General features: G+C 64.8%; 11 protein-coding genes. 3 read left to right on the top strand and 8 right to left on the bottom strand.

Annotated features, from left to right (window positions below; genetic code table 11):
* Positions 1–48: 48 nt before the first annotated feature.
* From H5P28_RS14590 to H5P28_RS14610, 5 genes are all read right to left on the bottom strand, one after another.
* On the bottom strand, positions 49–1,005 hold the full coding sequence (locus tag H5P28_RS14590; protein ID WP_281398168.1) for an IS30 family transposase: 957 nt from the start codon (positions 1,003–1,005) through the stop codon (positions 49–51).
* Between the two features lie 99 nt (positions 1,006–1,104).
* Entirely contained in the window at positions 1,105–1,914 is an 810-nt protein-coding gene (locus H5P28_RS14595; RefSeq protein ID WP_185676447.1) for a rhomboid family protein, read from the bottom strand.
* A 173-nt stretch (positions 1,915–2,087) separates the two neighbouring features.
* Positions 2,088–3,347 (bottom strand): diphosphate--fructose-6-phosphate 1-phosphotransferase, encoded by a 1,260-nt coding sequence (locus H5P28_RS14600; RefSeq protein WP_185676448.1) that lies wholly within the window; start codon positions 3,345–3,347, stop codon positions 2,088–2,090.
* Positions 3,348–3,446: 99 nt separating this feature from the next.
* Complete coding sequence (locus tag H5P28_RS14605; RefSeq protein WP_185676449.1) at positions 3,447–5,075, bottom strand: Na/Pi symporter; 1,629 nt, start codon at positions 5,073–5,075, stop codon at positions 3,447–3,449.
* A 140-nt stretch (positions 5,076–5,215) separates the two neighbouring features.
* The gene (locus H5P28_RS14610) at positions 5,216–6,562 is read right to left on the bottom strand and encodes an FAD-dependent oxidoreductase (protein ID WP_185676450.1); all 1,347 of its coding nucleotides are present in this window, start codon (positions 6,560–6,562) and stop codon (positions 5,216–5,218) included.
* A gap of 108 nt (positions 6,563–6,670) precedes the next feature.
* On the opposite strand from H5P28_RS14610, the gene H5P28_RS14615 reads away from it, so the two are divergent.
* Positions 6,671–7,549 carry an AraC family transcriptional regulator gene (locus tag H5P28_RS14615; RefSeq protein WP_185676451.1) on the top strand — a complete coding sequence of 293 codons (879 nt, stop codon included), beginning with the start codon at positions 6,671–6,673 and terminating at the stop codon, positions 7,547–7,549.
* Between the two features lie 40 nt (positions 7,550–7,589).
* Here H5P28_RS14615 and H5P28_RS14620 read toward each other — a convergent pair whose 3' ends face one another.
* Both H5P28_RS14620 and purB read right to left on the bottom strand, forming a co-directional pair.
* Positions 7,590–7,763 (bottom strand): hypothetical protein, encoded by a 174-nt coding sequence (locus tag H5P28_RS14620; protein ID WP_185676452.1) that lies wholly within the window; start codon positions 7,761–7,763, stop codon positions 7,590–7,592.
* A gap of 419 nt (positions 7,764–8,182) precedes the next feature.
* The gene (gene purB / locus H5P28_RS14625) at positions 8,183–9,607 is read right to left on the bottom strand and encodes an adenylosuccinate lyase (RefSeq protein ID WP_185676453.1); all 1,425 of its coding nucleotides are present in this window, start codon (positions 9,605–9,607) and stop codon (positions 8,183–8,185) included.
* A 132-nt stretch (positions 9,608–9,739) separates the two neighbouring features.
* Here purB and H5P28_RS14630 point away from each other — a divergent pair, with 132 nt between their 5' ends.
* On the top strand, positions 9,740–10,243 hold the full coding sequence (locus tag H5P28_RS14630; RefSeq protein WP_185676454.1) for a hypothetical protein: 504 nt from the start codon (positions 9,740–9,742) through the stop codon (positions 10,241–10,243).
* A 259-nt stretch (positions 10,244–10,502) separates the two neighbouring features.
* Here the strand turns inward: H5P28_RS14630 and H5P28_RS14635 are convergent, their stop codons facing one another.
* Positions 10,503–11,465, bottom strand: a complete 963-nt coding sequence (locus H5P28_RS14635) for an endonuclease/exonuclease/phosphatase family protein (RefSeq protein WP_185676455.1) — start codon at positions 11,463–11,465, stop codon at positions 10,503–10,505.
* Between the two features lie 137 nt (positions 11,466–11,602).
* Between H5P28_RS14635 and H5P28_RS14640 the strand changes: the two genes are divergently transcribed.
* Positions 11,603–12,013: an OsmC family protein gene (locus H5P28_RS14640; RefSeq protein ID WP_185676540.1), complete on the top strand. Its 411-nt coding sequence runs from the start codon at positions 11,603–11,605 to the stop codon at positions 12,011–12,013.
* Positions 12,014–12,046: the final 33 nt, after the last annotated feature.

The following is a 12,046-nucleotide window of genomic DNA, read 5'->3' on the forward strand; positions in this document are numbered from 1 at the left end:
CGCGGATTCCAACTTCTAAGGAATCATTTTTGTGCTGGGTTGAGGTGGTCAAGCGGCGAAGTGTAGTTTGAGGTTGTTGGGAGAAAGGAAGTGTAGGGTTTTGCGTGGGCGTTGGTTGAGTTGGGCTTCGATGTGGGCGAGCCTAGGCTCGCCCACATCGAGGAAGTTTGTGCCCTTGGGGAAGTATTGTCGGACGAGTCCGTTGAAGTTCTCGACGCCGCCTTTTTCCCATGAGTGGTAGGGCTTGCAAAAGAATCCGGCTGCGCCGAGGGCCTCACTGACGCGCCGGTGTCCGGCGAACTCCAGCCCGTTGTCATAGGTGATGGTGTGCACGCGGTAGCCTTGCAGGACGCCGATAATGGCCTCAGCGGTCTCGTTGGCATCTTTGCTTTGCAGCAGCGCCAGCCGCCCATAGCGGCTCTTGCGCTCGTAAAGACTCAGCAGGTAGCCTCCACCCCGGCAACCGGCGATGAGGTCCGCCTCCCAGTCGCCGTAACGCTCGCGCCGCTGCACGATCGCAGGCCGCAGCTCAATGTCCACGCGGGCCGGGAGCTTGTGGCGGCTGGCTTTGTTCTTGTGCCGGTAGCGGCGTTTGCCGTTGATGCGCAGGTGCCGGTAAAGCGTGCCCCCGCGATCACGGTCAGCCTGGATAAACGTGTAGATGCTCGTACGCGAAGGCGCCGGACGCCCCTGCCGCCGCAGAGCTCCGCTGATCTGCTCGGGGCTGTGCTTGCACTCAATCCGCTCCCGCACGAGGGCCTCCAACTCTCCCTCGATCACGCGGTGACGACGACGCTTGCACTGCTGACGCCCAAGCGCCTTGGCATGCGCTTGTCCAGGACGATACCCGCGCAGCCCCCGATTACGACTCAGCTCCTTGCTGATGCTCGATTGAGAAAACCCCAGAAAATGGGCGATCTCGCGCTGACTCTTTCCGGCTTTACGCATGCGATAAATAATGGGACGATCCTCCACGCGGAGGCGACGGTAGCTTCTTGTTGACATGTTGGTTCTCGCAAACCGCCATGCTTAAGCACCCTCTCGCGCTCTCCCCAAAAAACTTTTGAGACGGAACTTCGTTCCTTCGCAAGAACGTGGCCTAGGCTATTCCTTAAAGGTTCCGCCGGCGGCGGAGAGCTGGTCGGCTTCGGGCTGGTCCATGAGGGTGACGTGGGATTCGCAGTAGCCGCGCCCGTCACGGTAGTAGAACTGGTCGTCGGGCTTGGTCTTGTCCGTCGCACCGCAGATGCAGCACAGGTGGAAGGGCTTCTCGGCCTCGACGCGCTGCTTTTGCTCATAGACCTGGCGGCGTTTGGCCGCCTTGCCCCGGCGCAGGATTTCGCCGCCGAAGAAGAGGAAGAAGTTCGCCGTGGCCGCAAGCACCATCAGGCGGTTGGAGGCGGTGCCCCCGATGAACTCAAACGCGTAGAGCGCCCAGGTCAGCGCCGCCAGCCACTTGACCTTCACCGGCAGGACAAAAAAGAGCAGGAACTCGAAGTTCGGAAACAGGTAAGCGAAGGCGAGAAAGACCGAGGTGGCCAGAAAGGCGTTGGTCGCGACCTGATCGGGGGCGGCGAAGGAGGCCGCGATGGTGGCCAGCGCCCCGACGAAAATGAAAAGGTTGAACCGAAACTCCCCCCAAGTCCCCTCCAGCGCGCGCCCGAGCATGAAAAACACGTACCAGGCGATGAGCAGGAAGATCGGGCTGCTTGAGGGCGGGAAAAACAGGAACGTAAACACCCGCCAGACCTCGCCCTGGAGCACGAGTCCGGGGATGAGCGTCAACCGCTCCGGGGGAAAGTTGCCCAGCGAGATCAGTCCATAGACCACGACCTGCCCGATGATAATCCACAGGGTGAGGTTTTTGATGGCCAGTCCGCCAAAGCGGCGTTCCAGCCTGTCCAGTACGGTCATGTGTGTCGGGTCTCCTGAAAAAAATGCCGTCCGGTTCGGGGCGGCGGGCGTAAATGCGGCTCCCCGTACCTTGGGGATACGGGGAGCACAGCGGTGTTGAAAAAGAGTCAGTCAGGCGTTGGCGGCCTGAGTTCCCTTGGAATCAGTCAAGGCGGGCGAAACGCCCACCCGGCTCAGGCCATGGAATAGGCTTCCAGGTGCTTGTCCACGCGGTTGGCGGCCAGCGCGAAAAACACCGGGGTGCCGTTTTCGTAGGGCACGGAGACCTCACCGGCGGCCAGCGGGCTGGCGTACTTGTAGTACTGGTAGCTGATGCTCAGGCCGTCTTCGTTGATCCAGTTGGCGGGGAAAGCCTTGGTGCTGTCGGCGATGTCGGCCAGCGAAGCCAGGCCGGTTTCGCAGCTGTAGGTGTCGGTATCGCCACGGGACAGGGTGATGACCTTGCCGGACTGGCCGTCCACCACGGCCTCGACGGCAGCCTGGCCGCACAGGAACGCCTCGTTCGAGTCGGCCTGGGAGGCGGCGCGGGCGCCACAGCGCTGGGTCGCCCCGAGGACGGAGCACTGGACCTTGACCGCGAGGTGCTGCTCCAGCAACTGGCGCAGGAAAAGCGACGGCGAGCTGATGTTCGGCAGCGAGGCCATTTCCGCCGGGATGGAGGTGGCCAGGTAATTGCCGTCCGAGTCAACCAGCCCCTGCCCGACCACGATCTGGCAGTAGGTATGGGTCTTGAGCACGTTGCTCACCTGCTCGACAAAGGCGTCGGCGCTGAAGGCAACCTCGGGCATCAGAATGAGGTGGGGCGGGTCGGAGGGCTCGTTGCGGCGCTTGGCCAGCGAGGAGGCCGCCGCCAGCCAGCCGGTGTGGCCGCCGCCGACTTCGAGGATGGAGACGAGGTCGTGGTTGCCCTGGCAGCACGCGTCCACGGCCAGTTCCTTGACGGTGGAGGCGATCTGCTTGACCACGCTGCCGTAGCCGGGGCAATGGTCGGTGAGGGAAAGCTCGTTCGTCAGGGACTTGGGCAGGCCGATCACGCGCAGGCTGACACCCTTGGCCTCGGCCAGCTCGCTCAGGCGGGCACCGGCCTCCAGGGTCTCACGGTCGCCGATGAGCAGGAAAAAGCGGACGTTGTGGGCTTCGAGGACGGCGAGCACGCGCTCCAGCTCCTCGGGGCGGCGGACAGAGCCGCGGCTGATTCCCAGAGCGGCACCGGGGGTGACGCGTAGCCCGCGAATGACTTGCTGGGACTCCTCGGCCAGGTCGATGATGTCCTCGTTCATGAGGCCGCGCAGGCCGTTGAGCCCACCGTAGATCTCCTCGATGCAGTCGTGGTTCAGTGCTTCAGTGACAGCGCCCGCCAGCGTGGAGTTTACAGTGGGGGTAGGTTCGCCGTCCTGGACGATCAAAATGTTACCGGTGAGTTCTTCGGACATGTCTGTCTGGGTGTTTGGATGTTTAAAAGAGGACAAAATTTGAGGATGGGCACTGGGCTTGGCAATGAAAAACGCGCTCCCCGGCCCCAGCGGGCGGCATCAATCGTCCGCCTCCCGGTCCACAGGGCGGGCCGAGGCGTGCTCCAGCGAACGCGCCAGCGAGTTGAGCAGCCAGATCAGGCGCTCGACGGCGGCCACCACCTGAAGCAGCTCAGCCTGCTCGCGGGGGGCGGCTTCGCGGGCCGTCTCGATGAAGCCCTGCCGAAGCCGCGAAAGCGTCTCGCTGCCGTCACCGGTGATGAGCAGCGCCAGCGCGATGTCGTCGGGCTCCCCCGTTTCCACCGCGTCGAGCACGGTCAGGGCCGCCGCCTCGAAGCCCTCGTAGAGCCGCCCCGCGCTGGTGTCGCGACGGCGGGCGAGCAGTTTGGCCCGGGGGATGTTTTTATAAAACTCCTCCTCCAGCGAGGCGTAGATGTCGAGCCGCTCGCTGAGAGTTCCAACGCGATGCGTGGTGTCCGCGGCAAGCGATTGGTGGACAAGTAGTTCAAGATACCCGTCAATCGCCCGGCGCAGCCCCTGCGAACTCTCGTGGATGCCCCGGGCCTCCTCGGCGAGGAAGTTCGAGTGCGGGTCCATCCGCAGGTAGCGGGCCAGTTGCTCGCCGAGGCGGGTCTGTTCCATCCCGATCAGGTCGAGGCAGGTTTCCGGCTGCGCCTCGCAGCGCGGGTAAAGGAACTTCGGGCGGCTGGCGTCCTCGTCCAGCGGCGGCGGGTAAGCGCGGTTGAGCCAACGGGCCAGCGGCCCCTCCAGCGGCATGATAACCGCCGTCGTGACCACGCAGTACAGCAGGTTGGCCACTGCCATTTCGGTTGAAAGCGAGGTCGAAAGCGTTTCCAGGAACGCCGCCACCAACGGCACCCCGCCCCAGACTTCCACGAAAAACAGCGGCACCAGAATGGCCGTCCCGATCCACCCGTAGTAAACCTGGAACATCGCCATCTGCTTGGGCGTGCCCTTGAGCCGGAGCGTCAGCAGGTGCGTAATCAGGCTCGCCCCGAGGTTGACGCCGTAGATCGCCATGAGCGCTTCCAGCCGCCCCATCAGCCCGGCCTGCGCCAGCACGATGGTGACGAGGATCACGGCGTTGCCGGACTGGGCCACCACCGTCAGCAGGCACCCGGCGATGAACACCAGCAGGTATTGTCCGGCGGTCGCCTCCATGATGTGCCGGAACCAGGTGAAATTCTGAAAATCCTCCCCATAGTCCTGCAAGGTCAGCAGCCCCGTGAACAACAACCCCATCCCGAACAGAAACCCGAGCAGGTCTCGCCCCCGGCGCGGCACCCCGAAAGCGTAGAGGATGCCCGCCACCCCCACGAGGTAGGCGATGAAGAGGTTCAGCGGCAGGACGAGGAAAAAAATCAGCAGGCAAGTGCCGGGGTTGGACCAGTTGAGCAGGGAAATCGCCCGCTGGCGCTTCATCAGGCCGCTGGAGACCACGCTGATGGTCAGAAAGGTGATGGCGGCGGCGGTCTGCGTGATCGCCCCGATCCAGAACCCCCACCAGGCGGCCCGCCAGCGGGTCGAAGTCAGCCGCAGAAAAATCCCGTGCAGGCGGCAGCCGGTCAGGCGCTTGAGGTGCTGGTCGATAATCTGGATACCGACGAAAAACAGCCCCAGTCCGGCCAGGATGTATCCGATGATGAAAAATAGGCTGTCGGCTTCCACGTGTGCGGGTATCTACTAGCCAGCCCCAGCGGCCAGACTCAAGCCTGCATTCTGCCCATCGGTAATGACTGACGACCGGCAATGAACCGGCAGCCCCCCCTTTCTTTCCGCGAAGGAGCAGTTCCCCGACGATCCCCCCCTTACAAAATAACCGACCCGCCTTCGCGCAGCGTTGCCCGCAATTGGCGCGGATCGACGGCGGCGGCGGCCACCCCTCCCCGCAGGGCCAGCGCGGCGGCGACCCCGGCGGCTTCGCCGGTCTGGTTCATGTTGACCATGACCCGGATGGCGGCGTGGGCCTGCTCGTCGGCATCGATGAAGCGACCCGCTGCCAGCAGGTTTCCATATGGCCCCTGCGGAATCAGACAGCGGTACGGAATCTGGTAATAAGTCGGGTCCACCGCCTGCGCGGCCCGCCAGCGCCCCTCGACCGGGGGCTGGTCGTGCCGGGTATAGGTCTCGCGTCCGTCCAGGTAGCGGAAGGTGATCCCGGGCTTGTCCCGGTGGTGGATGTCCACCCGGTACGAGCCGTTGGCGATGGCGTCGTCGAAGCGTTTGCCGTGGAGGACTTCCTCGCCGCTGAGCCGGTGCAGGCAGTCGATGTGCCGCGTCTCGCGAATCCCGATCCGGGCCGGAAGCCCGGCCAGCCCCACCCGCGAACCGGGCACGTGCTCCCTTAAAATATCCTGAATGGCGCGGATCTGGCGGCGGCCCTCGATCTCGGCCCGGGTCAGGCCGCGCGCGTCGGAGCAATCCTCCCCCACCCGCGTCCCGGCCAGCATCCGCAGGTCCGTCCCCGGCACCGGAGCCGACCAGATAAAGCCCTTGGGCATGCGGTGCGCGTCGGCCTGACGGGCGACGATCTCCCGCCACGGTGCCTGCCCGACACTTTCCCAGCCACTCACCAGCGCGCAGGCCGTGCCCGGCTGGAAATGCGCGGCCACGCGCCCCGCCAGCCCGAGCCGGTGGCAGAGGTCGCCGTCGCCGGTGGCGTCGATAAAGAACCGGGCCCGCAAGGCGCAGCGGCCGGATTTGTTCTCGACGATGACAGCGGCCAGCCGCCCGTCCTCGACCCACGGCGCGCAAAAAGCCGTGTGCAGCCACGGGTCGATCCCCGCCTCAGTCACAACCTCGTCCAGCTCGATCTGCATTTCTGCGCTGTTAAAAATCCACCGCGCCGCGCCACTGCGCAAGCTGTCCTGCACCGCGTCGCGCCGGCGCAGACGCTCGACCATTTCCAGCGAAAGCCCGGCGAAGATGCGTTTTTCAAAAGCCTCGTCCAGGTCGCTGTGCCAGATATTGACCAGCGAGAGCGTGGCCACCCCGCCAAAGCTCCCCATGCGCTCGACCAGCGCGACGGACAAGCCGAGCCGGGCCGCCCGGATCGCGGCGAAGACGCCCGTGCAGGAGCCCCCGAGGACGCAAAGGTCGTAGTCGCCCGCCACCGGAAGCTCCCGGGCAGGCTCGCGGATCGTTTTTTCTGCCATGCGCCAATCCTCCGTCACCCCCACCGGCAACACCAGTCCGGACCGATGGTCACCGCCCCCAATAACATGGACAAAACATCTGATTTTTACATAAATATCCAAACAAACATGAATCTCCCCCAACGGCAGACAGCGGAAAACCTGCTGGCCCGCGTCCTGCGCTCACCGGTCGCGGTCACGCGGGTCGGGCAGCGCCACTACACCGCCGGGCCGGGTGCGCACGACGAGGTTGTCACCACCTGCCGCCTGATCCTGCTCCTGGCCGGAAGCATGCGCTACACGGTCGAGGGGCGTTCGTTTGTGCTGGAGGCCGGGACGCAGATTTTCGTGCCCGCGTGGACCCGGCGCATGTGGTCTACCCCGCTGGAGCACGGGTGCGAAATCGCCTGGTGCGAGTTTGACGACGATCCGGTTGAGTTCGGCCCCGGCCACTGCTTCTGCCGCACGCCGGGACGGGCCGCCTTCGCCCGCGAGAAACGCGCCCTGGCCGAGCTGGCCCGACTCTGGCAGGCCCACACGCGTTCCGCGGACGACCCACTCCTGCGTCTTGGGCTGGAAGCCGCGCTCAAGCCGATGCTGGCCCGTTTCTGGCAAGAGGCCGCGCCAGTCCTCGCCCAAGACGGGATCGAACAAGCCCGTCCCCCGCATCCGCAGGTACGCCAGGCCCTGCGCTGGCTGGAGGAGCATTTTTGCGAGCCCGACGCGCTCGCCCGCCTGGAAGCCGCCTGCGGCCTGACCCCGAACTACTTCCGCGAACGCTTTCGCGAAGCCATGATGTGCACGCCCGGCGAGTACCTGCAACGCCTCCGCCTGCGCCGCGCCCGCTATCTGATCCACGCCACCGGCTGGCAGCACAAACGCATCGCCGCCGAGGTCGGTTACGCCGATCCGCTGTATTTTTCCCGACTCTATCGACGTTTTTGGGGACACCCGCCCAGCGCGGAGCTTTCCGCTAAAGACAGCCCACCCACGAGCGGCCCGGACTGACACCGGACCGTTTCCATGCAAGCCCGCGGACGGGCGGACCTCAGAAGCCGACGGCTACGATGATGAAGAGAAACAGCAGGGCGAGCCCCGCGAGCATCCCGATCAGGACCATTTTGTCCTTCTTCGAGGGCTTGGGGTAATCGTCGTAATCTTCGCGCTCGTAAACACCGGGGCCAGCCGAGTGGTCCTGAGGCTTCACAGTTTCGTCGCTCATACAGAGATCCTTGGGTTGGGGTTACACCATAATGTAAGCTTATTCCCTAAATAAACTCAACCCGAAACCACAGCAGGGCATGCCCTGCACCCTCGGTGCTTCGCACCGTGATGGGGCTCTGCCCCATCGGAGCCAGAAAGGCTCCTGCCCCGTAAGCGTACTGACCGCCCCGGCAGGGAGCGAGTGCCAGCTCATCCACGCGCCCCCCGTCCGGCAACCGCGCAGGATGCCGTCATGTGCAGCTTCCCGCATCGTCCAGCTCCGCCACGCCCTCCCCGCGACAGGGGGAGGGCAGCGACCATTCTGGCCGTGCAGGGGAGCAGTTCCTCAGAGTCCAGCCCGCCAACGCACAGGGGGTAGGAGCCTTTCTGGCTCCGTAGGGGGATTTATCCCCCTCAATGCCAGCGGGGGCACCCCGCCTAGAGGATGTCTTCGGGGATGTACTCGACGGCGGTGCGAAAGAGTTCGGCGATAGGGACGACCTTTTCGGCGAAGCGGCCCACCTGCTTGACGGCGGAGCCGGTTTCCTCCTTCGCCTTGTCGATAATGGCCTTGATCTTGTCCTCCCCGAGCTTGAGTCGCGAGTCGGCGCCGAGGCGCTCGGCCAGGTCGTTGCGGGAAATCTTTCCGGCCTTGAGGTCGCGGGCGGTGGCCAGCGCGTGCTCCTTGATCACCTCGTGGGCCTCTTCGCGCCCGACCCCGGCCTTAACCGCTTCCATCAGGACGGCGGTGGTCGAAAGGAAGGGCAGGTAATGGGCGTTTTCCTTGGCCGTCATTTCCGGGTAAACCTCCATCTGGCGCAGCACGGTGAGGAAGGTCTCCAGCAGCCCGTCGAGCGCGAAGAACGCGTCCGGCAGGACCACCCGGCGCACGACCGAGCAGGAGACATCGCCCTCGTTCCACTGGTCGCCGCCCAGCTCCGAGGCCATGGTGACGTGGCCGCGCAGGATGTGGTGGAAGCCGTTGATGCGCTCGCAACTGCGGGAGTTCATCTTGTGCGGCATGGCGGAGGAGCCGGTCTGCCCCGGCGCGAAGCCCTCCGAGGCCAGTTCGTGCCCGGCCATCAGGCGCAGGGTCTTGGCCAGCGAAGCCGGGCCGCAGGCGAGCTGGTAGAGCGCGCTCACCACGTCGAAGTCCAGGCTGCGCGGGTAAACCTGCCCCACGCAGTCGAAGGCGGCGGGCAGGCCCAGGTGCTTGCCCACGGCCTGATCGAGTGCGGCGGCCTTGTCGGTGTCGCCGTCGAAGAGGCGGAGCTGGTCGGTCTGGGTGCCGACAGCGCCCTTGAGCCCGCGGACCGGGTAGCCCTTCATCAGGCTGTCGAGGCGGTTAAAGGCCAGCAGCAAGTCCTCGCCGAACATGGTCAGGCGCTTGCCGAAAGTGGTCAATTGCGCGGCCACATTGTGAGTGCGCGCGGTGATGGGGAGCTCCTGCGTCTCAACCGCCTTGCGGCTCAGGGCGATGAGGGCGGCAGCGACTTTTCCGCGCACCAGTTCCAGCGAACGGTAAACCTGGAGCTGCTCGACGTTTTCAGTTAAGTCGCGGCTGGTCAGTCCCTTGTGAAGCTGCTGGTGTCCAGCCAGATCGCAAAATTCCTCCAGCCGCGCCTTCACGTCGTGCCGGGTGATCTTTTCGCGCTTTTTGATCGCTTCGAGGTTCACCTGGTCGCGGACGGCCTCGTAGGCTTCGACCGCGCCGGCGGGCACGCTCAGCCCGAGGTCGGCCTGCGCCTTGAGCACGGCGATCCAGAACTCGCGCTCCAGCACAATACGGCCGCTGGGCGACCAGATTTTCTTCATCGGCCCGCTGGCGTAACGGTCGGCCAGGACATTGGGAATGCTCTCCATCCCCAACGATAAAAAGGGGATTCGCGCGAATTGCACGGATAATCCTCACCCGGTTTTCGGGCGCGTGCCCGAAGGAGAAAAATCCTGAGACCCACTTGCATAAAACCTGCCTTGGGGGCACATTATGGTGCGATGGCAAAACCACGTCCGCAACTGATCCGCGCCCTGCGGGAAACCGCCCGGCAGATCGAGGAAGGGGCGGATTACCACTGGGCGCACGCGGGCAAATGCAACTGCGGCCACCTCGCCCGGGTAATCACCGGCCTGTCCCCGACCGAGATTTTCCAGCGTGCGCAAAAGCACGAGCTATCCGAGTGGTCGGAGTACGCCAATGACTACTGCCCGGCCAGCGGGCTGCCCATCGACGACATCATCGAGCACATGATGCAGGCCGGGCTGGAACGCCGCGACCTGCACCGGCTCGAATACCTCAGCGACGTGCGCATCCTCATGGCCCTGCCCGGCGGCATGCGCTACCTGCGCCGCAACCAGCCCGCCGACGTGGCGCTCTACCTGCGCACCTGGGCCGGGCTGCTCGAAGCCGAGGCCAAAGCCAAGACCGCCCGCAGCCACGGCCGCTCACGGCCCACGCCGTGCGATTGCCCCTCCCCGTTTCAGGGGTACTACTTGGCGTAGCGCACAGTAGCAGCGGTTCGGGGGAGAGGGTTTTCACCGCAGAGGCGCAAAGACGCAGAGGTTTTTCAAGGGGTAAGCCTCGCCGTATTTACTCTATTCGGAGGAGTCTATGCCCCTGCCATCAGCGCCCGCCAACAGCGCCCATTGACCCAAAAACTCCCTCTCTCTCCCTCTGCGTCTTTGCGCCTCTGCGGTGAATAAAAAAACGACCCCCCCCAAGCGCACACTCCGCCGCACCGTCAACCCACGATCCCCGCGCTCACGGCTCGAACTGAAAAGTCATCACGATCGGGTAGTGGTCTGAGCCCAGTTCGGGGCCGGTCCATTCGGCCACCGGGCGGATCTGCGCCGAGACGAAAAACTGGTCGATCTGCGTCCAGATGAGCGGCATCCCGGCGGGCCAGGTCCGGCGCGGCAGCCAGCGCACATTGGGCGAGCGCAGGCCGCTTTCCCGCTCGAATTTCTGGAAAAACGGCGACCACGGGGAGCAATTCATGTCCCCCAACGCGATGACGGCACCGGTTTGCGAGGCGCAGAGCTTGGCCAGGTCGCCCAGTGCGTGGTTGCGCCAGCCCCAGGCGTCCTTGCTGTCGGGAGCGGGCGGGTGCATCACCACCAGCGTCACCGTCCCCTCCGGCAGTTCCACCCGCGCGGGCACTGTCCCCACGCCGCCCCAGGCGAATTTCTCGTCGACCACCGGGTAGCGGCTGTAAATAACCGCCCCCAGCCCGCTGCGGCCCATGCTGCGACGCTTTTTCTGCGGGTAGAGCCGGTCCAGCTCGTTGTAAAGCGGCAGCATCGAGTCCGTCGCCTCGACCATGACAAAGATGTCGGGGTCTTCCTGTTTCACCCACTCCACGATCCGGTCGAAGTCCCGGTTCTGCGTGTGGATGTTGAACGACGCGGCCTTATAGACCGAGCGCCCCGGCGCGGCCCCGCCCTTGGGAATCCTAAAAACCTCCACCCCGTTCCAACCGAGGAAGACCAGCGTCAGCACCAGCAGGACGGGGCGGCGCGTGACCAGTAAAAACAGCCCCAGCAGCCCGAGCCCGGCGAAGTACTCCATCCGGAAATGGCTCAGCCCGTCGAGCCGCCAGTCCTTCTGCGCCCAGAGCGGGGCCACCGTCGCCGCCGCCAGCAACACCAGCAGCACAAAGCAAAAGACCGTGACGAGCGTGCGCACGGAGAGCAGTCCGGGGGAATGATGAGAGGCCCTGTCCATACCTGAAAAAAGTGTCGCCTGAACTGCCTCGGAGGACGGGCGCGAACCGACGAATCCAAACTACTTTGGCGGACTCGGACGAGGTTTCAAGGCAGGAAAGGGTTGTCTTGCGCCGGGGAGGCGTTTTCATCGGCGGCATGGTCCAGCTCACCGCTTCCTACGAAGGCGACCTGCACTGCACGGTCACCCACGGCCCCTCGGGCCAAACGCTCGCCACCGACGCGCCGGTGGACAACCAGGGACGGGGCGAGACGTTTTCGCCCACCGACCTGTGCGCTTCCGCTCTGGCCACCTGCGTGGCCACCATCATGGGCATCAAGGCCCGCTCGCTCGGCCTCGACCTCAAGGGCATGACCCTGACGGTGGAAAAACACATGTCCTCCAACAGCCCGCGCCGCATCGCCGCCCTGCCGCTGACGATCGACGTTCCCACGCCGACCACCCCCGAGCAACGCGCCGCCCTCGAACGCGCCGCCTACGGCTGCCCCGTCCACAACAGCCTTCACCCCGACATCGAAAAACCCATCACTTTCACCTGGCAGGACTAGTCCTGCACCTGTGATCCTCCGGATCACTGACAC

The sequence above is a fragment of the Ruficoccus amylovorans genome, from assembly GCF_014230085.1.
Lineage (GTDB): Bacteria > Verrucomicrobiota > Verrucomicrobiia > Opitutales > Cerasicoccaceae > Ruficoccus > Ruficoccus amylovorans.